The sequence below is a fragment of the Lactococcus garvieae genome (assembly GCF_016027715.1).
GTDB classification, from domain to species: domain Bacteria; phylum Bacillota; class Bacilli; order Lactobacillales; family Streptococcaceae; genus Lactococcus; species Lactococcus garvieae_A.
The window spans coordinates 1,088,780-1,106,687 of the sequence record NZ_CP065691.1 but is presented as its reverse complement, the minus strand read 5'-3'; the positions used below and the strand labels follow the sequence as shown (position 1 = coordinate 1,106,687).

General features: G+C 36.6%; 17 protein-coding genes and 1 other RNA gene. All 18 read left to right on the top strand.

Translation table 11 applies throughout. The features are described 5' to 3' along the window. Positions 1-51: 51 nt before the first annotated feature. Entirely contained in the window at positions 52-1,053 is a 1,002-nt protein-coding gene (locus I6G50_RS05480; protein WP_197908184.1) for a hypothetical protein, read from the top strand. Between the two features lie 180 nt (positions 1,054-1,233). After that, on the top strand, positions 1,234-4,035 hold the full coding sequence (locus I6G50_RS05475) for a VaFE repeat-containing surface-anchored protein (protein ID WP_197908183.1): 2,802 nt from the start codon (positions 1,234-1,236) through the stop codon (positions 4,033-4,035). 66 nt (positions 4,036-4,101) lie between these two features. Further along, positions 4,102-4,722: a hypothetical protein gene (locus tag I6G50_RS05470; protein ID WP_197908182.1), complete on the top strand. Its 621-nt coding sequence runs from the start codon at positions 4,102-4,104 to the stop codon at positions 4,720-4,722. 16 nt (positions 4,723-4,738) lie between these two features. Next, the gene (locus tag I6G50_RS05465; protein ID WP_014025126.1) at positions 4,739-4,960 is read left to right on the top strand and encodes a hypothetical protein; all 222 of its coding nucleotides are present in this window, start codon (positions 4,739-4,741) and stop codon (positions 4,958-4,960) included. Between the two features lie 6 nt (positions 4,961-4,966). After that, on the top strand, positions 4,967-5,371 hold the full coding sequence (locus I6G50_RS05460) for a conjugal transfer protein (RefSeq protein WP_197908181.1): 405 nt from the start codon (positions 4,967-4,969) through the stop codon (positions 5,369-5,371). A 20-nt stretch (positions 5,372-5,391) separates the two neighbouring features. Further along, positions 5,392-7,893, top strand: a complete 2,502-nt coding sequence (locus I6G50_RS05455) for an ATP-binding protein (RefSeq protein ID WP_197908180.1) — start codon at positions 5,392-5,394, stop codon at positions 7,891-7,893. 11 nt (positions 7,894-7,904) lie between these two features. Continuing rightward, positions 7,905-9,704, top strand: a complete 1,800-nt coding sequence (locus I6G50_RS05450; RefSeq protein WP_232252333.1) for a hypothetical protein — start codon at positions 7,905-7,907, stop codon at positions 9,702-9,704. Position 9,705: 1 nt separating this feature from the next. Beyond that, positions 9,706-10,740, top strand: coding sequence for a phage tail tip lysozyme (locus tag I6G50_RS05440; RefSeq protein WP_197908179.1), 1,035 nt, complete (start codon positions 9,706-9,708; stop codon positions 10,738-10,740). Next, on the top strand, positions 10,737-11,258 hold the full coding sequence (locus I6G50_RS05435) for an EF0163 family protein (RefSeq protein WP_040086661.1): 522 nt from the start codon (positions 10,737-10,739) through the stop codon (positions 11,256-11,258). Before I6G50_RS05440 ends, I6G50_RS05435 begins: the two co-directional genes overlap by 4 nt. A 117-nt stretch (positions 11,259-11,375) precedes the next feature. Further along, a complete protein-coding gene (locus tag I6G50_RS05430) occupies positions 11,376-11,867 on the top strand; it encodes an antirestriction protein ArdA (protein WP_046401221.1) in 492 nt (163 codons plus the stop codon). Positions 11,868-11,974: 107 nt separating this feature from the next. Beyond that, on the top strand, positions 11,975-12,181 hold the full coding sequence (locus I6G50_RS05425; protein ID WP_014025118.1) for a hypothetical protein: 207 nt from the start codon (positions 11,975-11,977) through the stop codon (positions 12,179-12,181). Positions 12,182-12,221: 40 nt separating this feature from the next. Further along, complete coding sequence (locus tag I6G50_RS05420) at positions 12,222-13,349, top strand: tyrosine-type recombinase/integrase (RefSeq protein WP_014025117.1); 1,128 nt, start codon at positions 12,222-12,224, stop codon at positions 13,347-13,349. Between the two features lie 147 nt (positions 13,350-13,496). Beyond that, the gene (locus I6G50_RS05415) at positions 13,497-14,168 is read left to right on the top strand and encodes a YoaK family protein (protein WP_003135668.1); all 672 of its coding nucleotides are present in this window, start codon (positions 13,497-13,499) and stop codon (positions 14,166-14,168) included. After that, positions 14,165-14,899 (top strand): MBL fold metallo-hydrolase, encoded by a 735-nt coding sequence (locus I6G50_RS05410; RefSeq protein ID WP_197908178.1) that lies wholly within the window; start codon positions 14,165-14,167, stop codon positions 14,897-14,899. Before I6G50_RS05415 ends, I6G50_RS05410 begins: the two co-directional genes overlap by 4 nt. Continuing rightward, positions 14,899-15,390 (top strand): tRNA adenosine(34) deaminase TadA, encoded by a 492-nt coding sequence (gene tadA, locus I6G50_RS05405; RefSeq protein WP_003135664.1) that lies wholly within the window; start codon positions 14,899-14,901, stop codon positions 15,388-15,390. The genes I6G50_RS05410 and tadA overlap by 1 nt, the downstream gene beginning before the upstream one ends. A gap of 97 nt (positions 15,391-15,487) precedes the next feature. Then, positions 15,488-15,937 carry a hypothetical protein gene (locus I6G50_RS05400; protein WP_197908177.1) on the top strand — a complete coding sequence of 150 codons (450 nt, stop codon included), beginning with the start codon at positions 15,488-15,490 and terminating at the stop codon, positions 15,935-15,937. 58 nt (positions 15,938-15,995) lie between these two features. After that, positions 15,996-16,093: signal recognition particle sRNA small type (gene ffs, locus I6G50_RS05395), an RNA gene on the top strand. Positions 16,094-16,257: 164 nt separating this feature from the next. Continuing rightward, positions 16,258-17,889 carry a hypothetical protein gene (locus tag I6G50_RS05390; protein ID WP_197908176.1) on the top strand — a complete coding sequence of 544 codons (1,632 nt, stop codon included), beginning with the start codon at positions 16,258-16,260 and terminating at the stop codon, positions 17,887-17,889. The last annotated feature ends 19 nt before the right edge of the window (positions 17,890-17,908 follow it).

Here is a 17,908-nt window from a genome sequence, read left to right as displayed (position 1 = left end):
GGGCAAAAACACCGTTTATTTTCAATAAAAAATGAAAATGGAGAAACTCTGATGAAATTAAACAAAAAACAAACTATTGTAGGTGTTAGCTTGGCAATTCTTTTGCTTGGTGGTGCTGCAGGCGCTACATATTCTCATAATGTTAAAGCTGAAAAGGCTAAACAAGTCCAACAGGAGAAAGAGAAAAAACAAGCAGATAAAGAATTATTGATAAAAGCTAAAGCAAGTCTTGCTGAAGCACAAAAAAATCCTAGTGCTAATAATTTAGAACTTGCTAAAAAAGCTATCTCTCAGGTAAAAGATGATAAAGCAGCTCAACAATTAACGAAAGAATTAGACGGTATCAAAAATCGTGTGAAACTTGAAACGGAAGCTAAAAAAGCAGTCGCAGATTATCAAAAGGATGCTACAAATGCAGATAAATTGAAAAAAGCACAAACTACTGTATCAAAATTGACTTCTGATTATAGCAAGACTTTAAAAGCAAAATTGACAAAAGATATTGCAGCTTCAAAAGCACAGGCAGATAAAGCTAAAAAAGCAGAAGCAGCTAAGGTTGTATCTTCTGATGTAAAATCAGTCGATAATTCTAATAAGACAACAAAAAGTAATAATTCAGAAATAAATCAATCACAAGCTGAAAATTCAGTTGTGACTGATCCTGCCCCTGTAAATAATGGTGCAGCTACAAATGATAATGTTAATGCTTATCAACCTACACCTCAAACTCCACAAGCTCCTTCAGGTGGTGGCAATTCAGGAAGTGGAAACACTTCAAATCCTAATCCACCAAGCACAGGTGGCGGTAATACAGTAACTCCACCAACAGGAGGAGGTAACTCAGGCGGTAATGGCAATACAGGTGGAAATAATGGGGGTGGAACTGTAACTCCTCCTCCTGCGGAAACATTTACTGGATGGGTAAGAAGAAATGGTGTCATCGTCTGGTCACAAGGTGGTTTTAGCTCTTTAGCAGAAGCAGGTCGTGCAGCTGCAGCTTGGGCTAATGCACATATGGATTTTGATGGTGATTGGTCATCAGGTGCTTATTAATTAATATAAAAAAGAAAGCGGTAGTTTCTTATGAAACTGCCGTTTTTTATATTCAGCCCTCAATCAAGGCATAAAAAGGATTTTAGAATGGGGGGGATAATAATTTAATAACTAATCTAAAGCGTGAAAAGCACGCTTTTTTGTTTTGTGTAGAATCAAAAAGAAAAATAGGAGAAAATGATGTCGAAATTCAAAAAGAAAAAATTACAAAAAGCTCTCACAGAAGAAAAAAATACACGTTTCCGTATGCATAAAAGAGGGAAGCATATGGTCACAATGTCTATGCTTGTACTCACTGTAGGTGGTTCTCTCGCAGGTCTTGCACAAGCAGATGTTTTAAATATCAGCCCATTTTCAAGCCCTGCACGTTCAATCTCACTTCCTGATAAAGGGCCAGTCAACTATAAGTTTTCAGGTACTGGTACGGTCAAATGGTCGAACGGTCATGAAGCTTCCGCAAACTTTATGGAAGTTAATGGTGCAACAACGTTCTGTTTGGAGCCATTTGTAGATGTCTTTAATGGTGCTTATGCGACTAAAGCAGGTCAAAATGAAGCAGTCTATAAGTTATGGAATGAGATGACAGAGTATCAACGTAATCTCATTAATAACATTACTTACATTGGTGAAGTGAATAATGCAGAAGCAGATAAAAACATTAACCTTGCGACACAGTTTGCTATGTGGCTCGTTGAAGCAGGTCAAAATGAGGTTTCAGGACTGCTTCCTAAAGTTTCAGAAGTTGACACTTCAAAATTGAATAACGTTGTTGGTGGACATAAAATTACAGGCTTAGAGTCTACTGGTGCGGATATTAATAAGGTCATTGAACATGCGACAGTTATTCTTAAGCAAGCAGTCGCAAGCTCTAAAAATCCAGATTTTAACCCTAATCCTTTGACAGTTGTTGCAGGTTCAAGTGCAACTGCCACAGATAAGGCAGGAGTTATTGCAGGAAATGCAGGGGGCTATGGTACACCTTTTGATATGATACAAGCTTCAAAAGGACTTACGGCTAAACGAAATGGAAATTCTTTGGAAGTTTCTGCTACTCCTAGTGCGATTGGAGATAATGGTTCAGTTAAAGTTAGAAACTACATTAATGAAGATTTTCAACCTAGCTATATTTACGGTACAATCAATCCAGACAGTACCGTAGGACAAACACTTTTTGCAACTTCTGACCCTGCCAATCTGAAAGGGGAATTGAAAGTTAAAACTATTGGTCTTGGTAAGTCAACCCTTCTGAAACAAGACGCTGATACTGGCTCTGCTGAAACACAAGGTGCTGCACATCTTGAAAACTCTGAGTGGGGGTATTTCTATAAGTCAGACGACAAACCAGTTACTTGGAAAGATGGTTATGAAGGCTATCCTATTACTGCAGTCGCAGGCGAAAAAGTCGCAGGTGATAATGTCGTCCTTCGTATGACGGATGTTTCTAAAGGAATTAGTGTTAAAAACTTGAAATTCCCAGATAAAGTTTACATCAAGGAAACAAAAGCACCAGAAGGCTATGAGCTTTCAACGAAAAAATATGATGTTGAATTTGATGAAAATGACAAGTTCGATAAAGATACTAAAAATTACATTGAAGAAGCCACAGCCAAAGACCGTGTAGGTAAGTTTGGGGTGGTTTGGTCAAAAGCACAAGATGTCAATGGTTCACTTACTGGATTGAATGGTGCAGTCTTTGAAGCCAAACCAATCAATGATACAAAAGGTGAGCCTGTAAGAGTGACTTCTAAAGCAGTCACTGACCCTAGCACAGGGATTACAACCAATGGTGTCGTAGATTTCAAAGATTTACTTACTTTTGGGGATTATGAGTTTACAGAAGTTGAAACACCAGATGGCTTACAACCGATTAATCCATTTACGGTTACGCATACGACAAATCGTGATAAGGACGGTAACATTGCAAGTTATACGTTTGTCTTTAAAGATACAGTCACAGGTCAAATTATCTCTACAAATGATGTTGATGTGTCACACATGACAGATAACAATATCATGTTCAACTTGAACCTTGGTACGTTTACAGACAAACCAGAAGAAAAACCAACACCAACCATTACGACTACTGCTAAGGATAAAGCAGATGGTGATAAGACACTTGGTGTAGGTCAGGCACAAGTTACAGATATGGCTCAAATGTCAAATCTTCCTGCTTCTAAAGAGCTGAATCTCAAAGGTAAAGTTGTTTACAAAGATTCAGGTAAAGAAGTAAAAGATGATAAAGGTAAAGCTATTACTGCAGAAAAGAAATTTACAACGGACGAAAACGGTAGTGCCACAGTTCAGTTGGATTTCCCAGTCATTAACACGGTGAAAGACCAAAACAAAGATTATACCGTCACTGAGCTTGTCACAGATGAAGAAGGAAACAAAGTCGTTGAAGAAAACAACTACAAAGACAATCCTTCTCAAACGGTCAAAGTAGATGAAGCAGATGGGCATACGGAAGTTCAGGATAAGGAAATTACGCCTGAAACAACCACAGTGACGGACAAATTCTTCTATGAAGGCTTGGTTAAAGGCGATACTTACACGGTTAAAATCACACAAGCTTATGACCATAACTTGAAAAAAGTAATTGATGTAGACGGTAGTTTGACATTCAAAGCTGAAGATACTTCAGGTACTGTGGAAGTTCCTGTCAAAGTAGATGCGAAGCAATATGCAGGGCATAAGATTACCTTCTATGAGGACGCATGGCATGGTGAGAAACCAAATGAAGAAGAGCCACCACTGATCTCTCACCATAACAAAGATGATGAAAAGGAAACATTTACAGTGAAAAAACCTGAAACACCTAAAAAAGAAACACCAAAAACTCCTGACACTCCAAAGAGTATTCTCCCTTCAACAGGTGAAGAAAAAGCTGTTTGGAGCTTAGTAGGTATTGGTGCAATCCTTGTAGCATTGGGAGTAGCTCGTCGTGATAAAATTAAAGCCTTCTTTAACAAAGATAAAAAATAATAAATATTGACCGTAAGAATCGGTGAAGTGGTGGGATGGTGGAGTAAAAAAATATGGAGGTAACATTTGAAAATTTATGAACTGGCAAGAGAATTGGGTGTGGATAGAGAAGCGCTCCTTTTTTTTGCTCAAAATCAAAAAATTGAAGTCAAAAGTATCGCTGCAGAGTTAACATCTGAAGAAAAAGATTTGCTACTTTTGGCTTTTGATGAAGCAGGAGAAAAATTAGAGCCTGTGATACCTGAAGGACTGATAACAACTGGTGCGACAGGTAAAGAAGAAGGGGCAGGGAAACAAAGTATTTTTAAGGGATTTTTCTCTGGTTTAAAAAAATATGAGAAAAAGCCCAAAGAACCTGAAATTCCCAAAACTAAAACAGTAAAAGAAGGTAAAGCACTGCGTATTTACCGTCTCGTTGTTATCCTGATTATTGGTTTATTTGTAGGATTAGGTTATTCCGCTTACAATGCCAATGTTCAAGTTACTGATTTGACACAAAAAGTTAACGAAACTACTCAAACCTTAGGTGAAAATCAAAAAGCTGTATCAAAGGAAAATGAAAAGTTACTAGAGCGTGTGAAAGTTTTAGAAAATGGAAATAAAAAGTCAGAATCTACTTCAAAAAGTACGGATAAGAAGGCTTCAACTCCTAAGGCTAAAACACAACCCTCTCAAAATAAAAAATAGAAAGTTGGATTAAAATATGAATTTTGATGATATTAAGGCAGGATTTGTTGTTCTACTTGCTGTTATTGCAGGGATTATGATTTTTAAACATTGGAAAAATGGTGCATGGGTGGAAATCATCTCTGTTCTTGCTATTGGTGGTATTATGTGGGCGTTGTTCACAGGGAAGGATATATTTGCCATTATGTGGGACTTTATCACAGCTATCCTAAAAGTCTTTGGCGTAAATATTGCGTGATTGCCTATGGAAAAACAACATTATGATTATGCGATAGGTTTAGAAACACCTTATTGGATTCAAGAAATCAGACTGCGAGGCAAAGTCTATTGGACTTTCCAAACACCCTTATCTGTGCCTTTTTTAGGGGTTACAGCTTTGAGCGTAGTTGCGGTTTTTCTTTTTATCCATCCGCTACTTCCAGTTCTTAGATACGTTCCTTTTGTACCTGTTGCTTTGTGTACAATATTACCTTGGTTTATAGGTAAATCTTATGTAGAAAAAGAGCCTGACGGTAAAAAAATGCATTACTATATTTATGGTGTGTTTCGCTTTATTAAAAATTTTGGTTTTGATAAACGTTGTATTTATGCTGAAGAACGGAGGGAAGAAGTGCAAGAAAAGATTGTATTTGAAAAAGTTATGCTTTAAATAGAGCTAGAAAGAGGAATATGAAACTTAGTTACCCAATTGAACAATATAAGGAGAATTTAGTATTAACCAAAGAAAGAGAAGTGATGGCTTTTTACACGATCCCTTACTTTTCTTCTTCTCCGATTAATTTCAAGAAAAAGAAAGAAACAAAGGAAACAATAGAAAAAGCGGTAAGAAAACTTATACCGAACGCCTATTTTGAACTTTCTTTAGTATCACGTGATTTTCTTTTGGAAGAAAAAATGTCAGACCTTGCAAAAACTTTTGTATCTGAAAATAAAAAATCTGGAGAAGTTTATCTTAAAGAAATAACGGAACGTTATACAAAAGAGATGGAAATCCCTTATAAGTATTTTTGGTTGCTAGGGGTCTATATCTCTAAAGAAATGAAAGATATGTCTTTCAAAGAACTTGTGAAAAATGCAATCACAAAACAAACTGCAGCGTTGATGAACGCTTTTGGACGATACGTTCAGGTGGGAGAAGATTGGGCAGAAAATTGGTATCATGCAGAAATGGAATTGAGACAAACTCTTTCACCATTGAAACCTGTACCTTTATCTGATGACCAAACCTACTATTATCAAAAGCTGCAGTTCCTGCCTTACATTCCACATTTGTATATGGATGTTTTAGAATCACGTACTATTAACAATATTACAGATACCATGATTTATGCGAATAATATGGGAGAGTTACAGTTTGTAAGTCCTTATGGTACAAGCTATCTCACTATATTACCTATTGGAAAGTCCAATGGACTTTTGAGCAATAATCATATTGGTGAAGTTGTGCAGTCTTTCAACTTCCCTATTGGCTTAAAAATAAAAGCTCATTTTCCTGATATGAAAAGCTCATTCGGTTATAAATCTAAAATGAGCCAAAGTTTAGTGCGTTCCAAAACGATTATGCGTGAGACTGCAAATACAGGAAACGTTATGCACGACCGTATTATTATTGGGCGTAAAGGTTTAAACGATATGGCAAAAAAAGTTCAAGCGAAAGAGCCTATTATTGAATATGGCGCTTTTTTATTTATCGCAGCTTCAAGCCGTGAACAATTAAGAAGTCGTGTAAAAACAGCCATCAGTGCGTTTGAAAATAAATTTGTATTGGAACGAGCACGTATGGATCAAGCTTATCTTTTCCAATCGTTACTTTATGGTGCAAAATTAGACCGCACGACACGTTTTTGGTATCACTCTTCAGATTCTGCAGGTTTTTCTCAACACTTGCCTTTTACGACAACAAAAAGTGGGTCGGATTCAGGTTTTCCTTTAGGACGAGTAGATACAAATTATCACAAGTGGGAAGATTTAAACCAAGCTATTCATGCTTCAAGAAATATTGTCCTCTATAACCCTATGCTTGCCAATAAAGAGGGGATTGCAGGAAAGGTGACTAAAAATCTTTTAACGACAATCACAGGTATGACAGGTTCTGGGAAGACAATTCTTGCACAAAATCAATTCTTACAAAATGTACACTCTAAAATTAAGACACTTTATATTGACCCTAAGCACAACATCAGGGCACAATGGCTGAGTGTATCGCAAAATCCAGTATGGCGTAAGAAAAATCCGGAACTGGCAGCGGTAATTGATAGTATTAACTTTGTAACACTTGATTATCAAAAACCAGAAAATGAAGGTGTTCTTGACCCTATTGTGTTTTTGAATCCAGAAGATGCTTTGACAGTGGCTAAAACCATGCTTAAGTATTTAGGAGAGGGTACGTGGAAGAAAGAAGAAACAACAGCTATTTCTAAAGCTGTAAAGGCAGTTGTGAAACGTAAAATTGAAGGTGAAACAGTTGGCTTTATGCACGTGATTGATATTTTGAGAGATTCAAAAAATGAAGCTGTACAAGCTGCAGGGGAATATCTTTTTGAAGCAGTCGAAGGTTCTATTTTATCTTTAGCTTTTTCTTACGGTAATGTTGAAGGGATTTCTTTTGAAGAACATGCTACACTTTTAGAAATTGCGGACTTAGAACTTCCTGAATCAGATTCAGATGATGAACTTTCAGAAGAAGAACGTAATTCTGTTGCTTTGATGATGGCTTTAGGTACATTCTGTAAACGATTTGGTTCAATGAATGACCAAGAAGAAACGGTTGAATTTATGGATGAAGTTTGGGTAATTATGACTTCAAAAGAAGGAAAACGAATCATCAAGTCCATGAAACGTGTCGGTCGTTCCCAGAATAATAAGCTTGTTCTTATTTCACAGTCGGTCAATGATGTGAAAGATTCGAACGATACCACAGGTGCAGGTGAACGTTTTTGTTTCTATGAGGACGGAGAAGAAGAACAAATTTTACGTACCTTGAAATTAGAAGTTAATGAAACCAATATCCAATGGATTAGAAACATGAATCAAGGACAATGTGTGTATTTAGATGTCTTTGGGAACATCAACCGTATTTCAATTGAAATCCCTGAAGCGTGGTTAGAATTATTTGCACCTAACAATGATTCAGAACAATCTCAGTTAGAAAAACAATACCAAAAACGTTAGGAGGTGAAATTATGAATTTTAGTGTCTTATATAAAAGCATAATGAACTATGGTATTTATCATGAAACTGTACATGGTAAAATTGTTGAACCAGTTCCTATGTTTTGGAATTTCATCTCAGGTATAATCATCGGTATGCCGTTTCAGCTTTTCCAAATTCAGGCGCTTATTGTTAGCTTTCTTACAAATCTTCTTAACATTTCGGGATCCTTGAAATCTGTTCAAGTCACCATGATGAACAATGCTAAAACAATCTTTCTAGGGTTTATTGGTGGTTCAAATGGAACAATAGCACAGGCTTCAGGAGCAGGGATGTTACTTGCGATTACAGGTTTTTACCTGTTTTATCAATATACCAATGGTAAGGGCAATTTTATGCGGTCATTCATTCATCTGATGGCAGTTGTTGCGACTATGTTTTTCTTTTTTGGAAATTTTACAGTAAGAACACCAAACGGACAGTTCAAAACTGAAATGGGTGGACAAATCCTATTTGATACAGTAACCAATGTTGCGGATACTGCCAAAAAAGAGATTAACAATGGTATGACTGGATTTTCGAATGCGGAACAGTCAGGTGATTTTATTGAGAATTATGTGGTTAAACCTACCGCAAACTTTATTAATACAGGTAATCCTGCCGGTGTAGTCGATTCTGAAACAGGAAAAACATTTGACTATGATAAAGCAAAAGGCAGCGGAGGTCAAGCATATGTAGATGACCTTGCAAAGGGCTCAAAAGGTAATCCTTACCTTAAAAATGATGGCAAACAGCTTGGCTTTCAAATTGCTGCAGGCGTTATGGGTGGTATGAATTTATGGATATATTCTGTTCCTATAATTGCAGTGAATTCAACTATATCTGCACTTTCACTCTTGGTATGCGTGTTTATCATTCTTATCCCTTTGAGCGCTCTATTGAGTTTTATTCCGTGGTTTAGAAATGCCTTCTTTACGACAATAAAAACAACGCTTGGTTTATTGGTTGCACCGTCTATTTTAAGCGTTATGCTTGGTTTTCTCTTTTTCTTAATGACACAAATTGATTATGGTGTTTTAAGTATGATTATTGGAAAACCTCAAACCAATTTAGAAGCTGCAGTATCAGGGTTGGGTAGTATTGAGTTCCTTATATTTTTACCAGTAGTTTTTATCTTGAAAATAGTATTCATGATTGTATTATGGAAAAATCGTTCAGGGATTTCTCAAAAGATTTCAGGTACAAATATGGCTGCAGGAAATGCGGAGCTTTCCCATATGAAGATGGAGTGGGAAAATCTTAAAAATGGATTTAAAGAAAAAGCAGAAGGTGGTGCTAAGGTTGCGGTAGGAGCTGCGACAGAAAATCCAGCACTTATCGCTGATGGGGCTTCCATGGTTGCGCCTAATATGACGAATGGCTTTAATCGTTTCCAAGATATGAAAGAGCAACGTTCTGAAGAAATACCAGAACCAGAAGTTGAAGAAAACAAAGAAGAAACTTCAGAAAATATGCAAGTGGATGAAATCCCTTCAGAAGAAAGTCAAGAGATTGAAGTACCGTCTGAAGTAGATGTGTTCCCAGATGAAGTGGATAGTTTAGAACCAGAGCATACAGAAAACTTTATTTCTGAAGAAAATCAAACCATTGAAACGCTTGAAACAGAAGAAACAGATGAACCAGTGGATGTTCAGAATTTACAAGATGATTCCCTTGTTGAAACATCATTCGCGATGGAAGAAACGCCTGTTAATGATGATGTAGTGATTGATGAAAAAGATTTAATCAGTTGGGAAGAAGCGAGCCATGATCTCCAAGAAGTGAGGGTATAGCATGAAGAAAATAGGGTTACTTATTGCAGGAGTTCTTACTTCTGCATTTATTTTCTTTGGATTGATACTGGTATTGTTTAGTTCAATGTTAAGTATTGGAAGTCAAGAAGATACACCAGATATTTCAGGAAATGGTACACCACCAGTCACAGGTCAAGCCCTTGAAGTGGCGACAAAAACGTATCAGCACTTGATGAAAGAACACAAGTTTACTTCGGCAGGTGCTTCAGGGGCGCTTGCGGTAGGTCAGCGTGAAAGTATTTTTGACCCACAAGCTATCAATCCTGCGGGAGGTGTTGCAGGACTTTTCCAATGGTCTGGATGGGGGAGTTTTATTAATGGCGACCGAATTCATTCAGAAGGTTCGATTCAAGGCATGGACTTGTCTACTCTGACACTTGATAATGAGTTTAAACTAATGGATAAAGAGTTAAATGGTTCTTATTCAAAAGTAAAAACATTATTAAGCAAATCCAAAGACCCTGTACAGGCAGCCAAAGATTGGTCGCTTTACTATGAAGGTGTTAGCCTATCAGATGGGCAAACAAATTTGGAGATGATTTCTCAGTTAGCGAATCAATGGTACGCCTACTTTAACGGTTCAGCTTCTTCAGGAGGAGATATAAAGCTCCTTAACGATGTACTTGGTCAAAAGGTAGGTACAGGACAATGTTATGCTTTATCGGATTACTATGTGAATAGTATTAGCGGTTTTCATCTTCAAGGGTTGTGTGCCTTTAATATTGGTTCAGACAATTTTAGTGCATTTACTTCTCACGGTTGGAAGGTCATTATGAAACCAAAAGCGAGTGAACTTGTAGCAGGTGCGGTTGTCAATTGGGGTTTTGGACCAGTCGCAGGTTCGGCAAGTGAGAATCCTTACGGTCATACTGGTGTCATCAGTACAGTAAAAGGAAATAGTTTTACCACCTATGAGCAAAATGTAGGGGGTGTACAAATTGTTCAGAAAATGGATAGAACATGGGATGACAGTATTACAAACATTGCCATACCACCACAAGGAGATAAAAAGTGAAAAAAGTAAATTTATTAATATTTGGAGTTTCCTCATTATTGTTACTTTCAGCTTGTGGCAATAATGAAATTGTTAAGCCAGATAAAGTAGAAGTTTCATCTTCGCAACAAATAAAAAAATCATCTTCAGATGAAAAGATGGAATCGAATAAACCTTCTAAAAGTACATCAACTTCTGAAGATAAATTTGAAGCAGCAAAAGCAAAAGATGTAGTCGGAGAATTTCTTGGCAGTTATTACAATTATGATTCAGAAAACAAGCGTAATGAATTGACGAAAGCTTTTTGTACTTCAGAGGTTCAGAAGAAGCTGCACTTAGTCAAAGTGGATAAAGAAATAAAAATGGAATCATCCATTATTTCTTCAGATATTTATGAAGGAGAAGAAGGACAATACTTGGCTTTGATTACCTATTCGCTTAATGGCAATCAGGTGACACCACAGGTATTAAAAATAAATGTGGAGCAAAAAAACAATCATTATTTAATCTCTAGTGTTGATTTTCCATTAATGAATTGAGGAGGATATTTTGAGTACAAATAGAATAAGAGATGAATCATGAGGTTCATTTCATATAAAGATTAAGAAGTAAAGACTTGTCGTGGAACAAGTCTTTTTTGTTTTAAAGGAGAAGATATGGAAACACCAAAAATATATATTGTAAACTTAAGTAGCTACAATAATGGTAATACAAGGGGCAAGTGGTACGAACTGCCAGTTGATATGGGAAGAGTTGAACGAGAATTGCAGCTTGATCCAGAGCATGGGGAAGAATATGCAATTCATGATTTCGAAAATTTTTATGGATTTTCAGTAGGCGAATACTCTTCTATTAGTGAACTTAATGATTATGCGGAAAAACTAGAAGAAATCTCCGATTTAGACCATATCAAAGAATTTCTGGAAATATATTCAATAGATGATATTATTTCTTGTAAAGATGACTTGGAATTTGTAGAAGCTGAAGATGATGAAGATTTAGCTGCAGAATTGGTTGCACAAATGGGAGGAGTAGAAACTCTAAGCCAAGCAACTTTAGAACAGTATTTCAACTATGCAGCTTATGGTCGTGACTTAGCAATAAGTGATTATTCTCAAACATCACATGGCTATGTACGTAACATTTAAGAAATTAGTTTAGGCAGTGTTAATTGCTACAATGTAAAAATAAAATCGGTGAATATTAAGGACGAGAGAAATCTTGTCCTTCTTTTTTTGTATAAAGGAGGGAGAAAGTGTTAGTAGATTTAAAAACTAAGTATCAGCTTGCGACTATTTTTCAATGGTCTGTGAAAACAGTAGAAAAACATTTAACTGAAATGTCTAAAACGGAATATTCAAAATATATTTTAGAACCAAGTAGGGATTTAAGGCGTATCAGTTTATCAGGATATTATCAATTCATGAGATATAAAGAAGAGCAACACAAGAAAATGTTATAATCAATACACACACATTTTCTTGCTTGTAAGAGGAAAAAAGATGTTTTATAAAAAATTAGCAAGCGGAAAATATCGATATTTTGAGAAATATTTTGATGAAAATCAAGGAAAGTGGCGACAAGTCACGGTAACTATGTACTCAAAAAGTCGTGCTTCACAATCTGAAGCTAAAAATAGATTGAATAAAAAAATAGAAAAAAGTTTATCAAAAAGCGAAAAAAAGAATGTACTATCTGTTCAAGAAATATATACAGAATGGCGACAGTTAAGAAATGAAGAGATAAAGGCTTCCACTCGTAATGTCGAGGAGAATGCTTTTAAAAAGTTTATAAGAAAATTTGGCAATAATAATATTTCGGAGATTACTTCACAGAAAATACAGCATTTTCTTTTAAACTCAGGGCTTTCAGGGGCAACAAGATCCTTACGTAAATCTTACTATAAACTATTTTTTGAGTATGCTGTAGGGATGGGGTATATAGAAACCAATCCTATAAGTCAAGTTATTTTACCTAGAAGTAGGGCTACACTGGAGGAGATTCAAAGAAAGCAAAATAAATTTTTGACTACAGAAGAAATGAAGATAGTCCTTAATTATATTTCTAAATATGATATACATGATAGAAAAAGATTGTTATTTGAATTTTTGTTTTTAACTGGATTGCGCATAGGCGAAGCTCTTGCATTGAGATGGCAAAATGTAGATGTAGAAAATAAATTATTAGATATCCATCATACATTAAATTGCCATGGTTACGTGCCTAATGATCGTCAACTATTATCTCCTAAGACAATTTACTCTTATCGTACAATTTCAATAAATGACAGATGTGTTGAAATATTAAAGTATTTCCATAAGACAATGTCAGATGATGAATTTCTTTTTTTAAGCAATAGAGGGAAAATTTTTAACACAAATCACCTAACTTATGTGTTTAAAAAAATGTGTCGAGAATGTTTAGGAGAAGAAACTGAAAATCGTAAATATAACTTACATATGTTAAGACATTCTCATATCACTTTGTTGGTTGAAATGAATGTACCTATTAAACTTATTATGGAGAGAGTAGGACATTCTGACGAGAAAATGATTTTACAAGTCTATAGCCATGTGACTAAAAATATGAAAGAAAATTTAGACGAGAAGTTAAATAATTTGTCTGTATAAAAACTAACCAAATATTAACCAAAAGTAATAGGAAGTGAGAGGATTTGGAAGGAAAATAAAGTTTTTCCAATAAACTATAGATTGGGAAATGGGAGTATATAGTAGTATGGGGGCGCTAAAGCAGAGCAAGCATGATATAATAAGTATATGAACACTGAAACGAGAGAAAAACTAAGAGTTGCTTCCCTCTTAGCTATGAATGCGGGATTTATGGATGCTTTTTCCTTTTTCCATTTTAATGGGCGTTTCATAGGTATGCAGACGGGGAACATGATACAAGCAGCTGTATATTTAGCCAAAGGTAACTTTGTACGTGTGGCGGATTTTATGATTCCGGTTCTCTTCTTTTCTTGTGGCGTGATATTTAAAAATATTTATGCCTATTATTTGAGAAAAAAACATAAACCAGATACCATTTATCTGCTTTTACTGCAGTGGTCTGGAATAACTATTTTCACACTGCTTTATGCGACAGTTTTGAAGTTGCCCGTTTCTATCTTTGTCGGCTTTCTATCCTTCTTTATGGCGATTCAGCACGACACGTTTAGTAAAACGAGAGGGCTTCCTTATGGGAGTATCATGATGACCGGTAATTTGAAGTCAACCATGGTTAATTTAACCAACTATACCTTGACCCATGAACGACAATATTTGCAGAACTTTAAAGTATTCGCGAGTTTGGTTGGAGCCTTCTTCTTAGGGACAATACTCGGAACTTATAGTGCAGATATCTTTGGAAACTGGACCTTGCTTGTGTCTAGCACCTTTTTAATTATTGTTTACTTTATGTTGAGATTTGAAAGAGAGGAAAAAATATGAAATTAACAGCACTTGGTGTCTGGGGAGGATATCCAACCCGCGATGCCGGAACAACATCGTATTTATTACAAAGTCAAGATGGCTTCAACCTTTTACTGGATGCAGGCTCACGTGCGGTAACTGAGCTTGAACATGAGCTTTCTCCTAATGATTTGGATGCCATCATTTTGAGCCACTATCATGAAGATCACATTGCTGACCTCGGGGCCTTACGTCAATACCGTCAACTGCAAGCAGATAAACCAGATATCTTACCCATCTATGGTCATGATGAGAATGAATATGAATTTTCAAAACTCACTTTGGAAAATGTCAGCAAGGGGATTGCATACGATATAGAAAAGGGCACTTCTCTTGGCCCCTTTGATATTCAGTTTTTGAAAACGGTCCACCCAGTCACTTGTTATGCGATGCGTATTGTAGAGCGAGAAACAGGTGAGGTTTTGGTTTATACTGGCGACACTGGATATTTTGACGCACTTGTAGAATTTTCAAAAGATGCGGATATCTTGCTTGCGGATGTTTACTTTTTCCGAGATAAAGCCAATATGCCTAATCACTTGTCCAGTGTGGAAGCAGGAAAGATTGCAGCTCAGGCAAATGTCAAACGGCTTATCTTAACTCACCTACCCCAAGTTGGTGATTTAGAAGTACTGCGTGATGAAGCGCAAGAAATTGCAGGAGATATTTCCGTAAACTTAGCTCGACCACATGAGAGATGGACGGTGTAATGGAGTTTAGTCAGGAAGAAAAAGAGTACTTTATGGGTCAGGCCTTGATTGAGGCCGAAAAGGCAGCAGCAAATGAAGAAGTCCCTATTGGTGTAGTTATTGTCCATGAAGGTAAAATCATCGCACGGGGCTTCAATCGACGTGAGCTGGATGCACGTGCCACTCACCATGCCGAGATTTGTGCGATTGAAGCAGCAAATGAAGCTGTCGGTAATTGGCGTTTGCTTGACTGTGCTTTATTTGTCACGATTGAACCCTGTGTCATGTGTGCGGGAGCTATCGGCTTAGCTCGAATACCTGAGGTTTACTTTGGCGCAACCAACCCTAAGTTTGGGGCGACAGTGAGCTTGTACCAAATACTGGAAGATAAACGTCTCAATCATAGAGTCTCCGTTGAAGGAGGAGTTTTGGAAGAAGAATGTGCAAATATCATGAAAGATTTTTTCCAAAATCGAAGAAAAAAAAATAAAGAAAAAAAAGAACAGAACTAACTGTTCTTTTTTTGAAAAAACGTCAAGCTTGCTTTGTAAAATAAAGGATATTTTGCTAACATAGACAAGAACTAATAAAAAGACTGAGGACAACATAATGGAAGTAGAAAAAACACCAAAACAACGTTATAAAGAAGAAACAGCACCTTACCGAGCATGGTTAAATAGTATCAGTATCCCTATTGGGCTTATCGTACTTTTTCTTGCTGTCTTCTTTGGATTTACCATTAATGCAGCGGGCATGATTATTTTTGTCTTTGCTATTATTACTCATGTAAATTATAAACGTATTCACGCATCTAAAATCTGCCATGTGGCACCTATTTTATATTATGTTTATAATGTTTTATCTATTTTTTATCTTATCAGTATCATTGCTAATCCTCAAGGTAGTCCTCTTGCGGTCGTCCTTTCTCTACTGAATTTTATATTATTAATCTTAGTTATTGTCTTTTATTTTATTGGAGCCAATGCAATTAAAAAGCAATTTCCCACAATGAAAGAGGACTACGAACGCGCAGTGGCAATCTATAAATCAAAAAAATAAAAATTTAAAAGAGTTTTCTCACGGCCACAACTTGTCAAAATAAGAAGAAGTATGTTATAATAAATTTCGGAGCAATAAGTTTCTTACGAAGCGTGTCAGGACCTGACGGTAGCAGCACTAAGTATGGGACTTATGTGCTCTTTTTTGTGCTCACAATTAGAGGAAAGAAAAAAGCCTGATAAGTATATAAACTTATTAGGCTTTTTACGGTATGTTAAAAAGTGAGTTTAATTACAAAACAGATATTGTTGTAACATTTATGAAAAAAATGAGATAATTAATATAATATAAAAATAAATAATAAGTAGAAAGGAAAGAAAATGGATAAACGACAAAAGATTGCACATACAGTGATTAGAACAGCAATGTTAAGTGCCGCCTTAGGAGGAAATACCAAAGGGTTAGGGAAGATTCTGGCCAAAGCTGAAGATACATCGACTGGGGCGCATCTGGCTTTACAAGTAGAAGCCGCAAGCGAATCAGACACAGAATTTTTAGATCGCTTGATGCAAACTCAAGACAAAATAGTGTCACTTGTTTCGGAGTATTCAGCAACTTGGTCAATGGAGGCTGAAGCAAGGTTCAGTGAGGCAATTGCGGCATACAATACGGATGTGTCAGCTTATAATACGCGACTTGCTGTCTTTAACGCAGATAAGCAAAACTATGAAGCCTTAAAAACACTTGCAGATCGTGATGCGCTTGAGGCGATTATTGAAATGCTGGAACAAGAGTATAAAGCCTTGAATATGGCTTATGACATCTTACTCTCCGACTACAAGGCCTTACTTTGGACACAAGAGCAACGTGATAACTTTTTTGGTTCTGACGGTGATATTACCGCCTGGATACTGGCAGAAATGGGCTACAACTATGAGGGAAACCAACTCTATAAAGTAAATTATACTTACAACCCATCCGAATGGCGCAGAGTTTTCTCGGTACCAGAAGGGCATGCCTGGAGCACAAAGGGGTTTGCTGATATTTTTGATATGAGCATCTCTCCTCAGGGAATAGAGGGTGCTTTGCCTATACCTTCTTTCTGCGCTTACTTAGGATCACATCATTTTTCAGGTGAGGGAGAAATGAATACGGGGATTGGTTACTTGCTTGATGTAAATCCTTTTGACAATAACTTTGCTGCACAAGGTGGACGAGATATGACACCAGAGCAGTATAAACGTATCGTCTCAGCTTATAATTATCTTGTTGATGCTTATGGTCAACTTGATGGCGAATATCGGGTAATTACACAGGTTATCACATGGATGCTTTTAGATGAGCAATTTAACTTTAACTCAATCATGGAAGGAGATGGAGGTACACTCGAAGTTCTTGAGCAAAATGGTCATGATCCAATATATGGTGGTTTAACTGCGAGAGAAAAAATTGTCATTGAAGACGTACTGGTAGCAGTAAATAACGGCTATCAAGGTCTAGGTCAAATTTACGCTTTTCTGTATCTCGTGGGAATAAATGAAGATGGGACAACTTTATCAGATCCGATTCAAGCACAGCCTCAGATAGTACCTATATATACAGTTGATGTCCCGAATGTTACTGAATTTTTAGCACCTGACCTTGCAACAATGGATATTTCCTTACTAGAAGACGAAGTAGACCCACCTGTCAAAGAAAAAGAAGAAGAAAAAGTTAGGCCTGAAACGCCACCTGTTGAGCAGAACAAAAAAGATGAACCAAAAGTTGCGCCTAAAGCGCCTAAAGTGAAAATTGAGGAAGAAGTTAGTCCAGAATTACCTACTGATTTACTTACAAGTGAAGAGGAGAAGAAAGTTGAGGCTCTTCCTACTGTTTCTGAAGTTTTAGAAGAAACTACTGATTTACCAGACACAGGTGAAAAAGATCCTTTGACAATAACAGGGGCCCTAGGCCTGACAGCTTTGATGCTGGCATTGTACAGGATGAAAAAGAAGGATAAGCATACATTATAATCAATAATTAAAAAACAGA

What these genes read in the sequence shown, in the direction of transcription:
- I6G50_RS05480 (WP_197908184.1), top strand. Translation starts at nt 52, where the DNA reads ATGAAATTAAACAAAAAACAAACTATTGTAGGTGTTAGCTTGGCAATT.
- I6G50_RS05475 (WP_197908183.1), top strand. Translation starts at nt 1,234, where the DNA reads ATGTCGAAATTCAAAAAGAAAAAATTACAAAAAGCTCTCACAGAAGAA.
- I6G50_RS05465 (WP_014025126.1), top strand. Translation starts at nt 4,739, where the DNA reads ATGAATTTTGATGATATTAAGGCAGGATTTGTTGTTCTACTTGCTGTT.
- I6G50_RS05460 (WP_197908181.1), top strand. Translation starts at nt 4,967, where the DNA reads ATGGAAAAACAACATTATGATTATGCGATAGGTTTAGAAACACCTTAT.
- I6G50_RS05455 (WP_197908180.1), top strand. Translation starts at nt 5,392, where the DNA reads ATGAAACTTAGTTACCCAATTGAACAATATAAGGAGAATTTAGTATTA.
- I6G50_RS05450 (WP_232252333.1), top strand. Translation starts at nt 7,905, where the DNA reads ATGAATTTTAGTGTCTTATATAAAAGCATAATGAACTATGGTATTTAT.
- I6G50_RS05440 (WP_197908179.1), top strand. Translation starts at nt 9,706, where the DNA reads ATGAAGAAAATAGGGTTACTTATTGCAGGAGTTCTTACTTCTGCATTT.
- I6G50_RS05430 (WP_046401221.1), top strand. Translation starts at nt 11,376, where the DNA reads ATGGAAACACCAAAAATATATATTGTAAACTTAAGTAGCTACAATAAT.
- I6G50_RS05420 (WP_014025117.1), top strand. Translation starts at nt 12,222, where the DNA reads ATGTTTTATAAAAAATTAGCAAGCGGAAAATATCGATATTTTGAGAAA.
- I6G50_RS05415 (WP_003135668.1), top strand. Translation starts at nt 13,497, where the DNA reads ATGAACACTGAAACGAGAGAAAAACTAAGAGTTGCTTCCCTCTTAGCT.
- I6G50_RS05410 (WP_197908178.1), top strand. Translation starts at nt 14,165, where the DNA reads ATGAAATTAACAGCACTTGGTGTCTGGGGAGGATATCCAACCCGCGAT.
- tadA (WP_003135664.1), top strand. Translation starts at nt 14,899, where the DNA reads ATGGAGTTTAGTCAGGAAGAAAAAGAGTACTTTATGGGTCAGGCCTTG.
- I6G50_RS05400 (WP_197908177.1), top strand. Translation starts at nt 15,488, where the DNA reads ATGGAAGTAGAAAAAACACCAAAACAACGTTATAAAGAAGAAACAGCA.
- I6G50_RS05390 (WP_197908176.1), top strand. Translation starts at nt 16,258, where the DNA reads ATGGATAAACGACAAAAGATTGCACATACAGTGATTAGAACAGCAATG.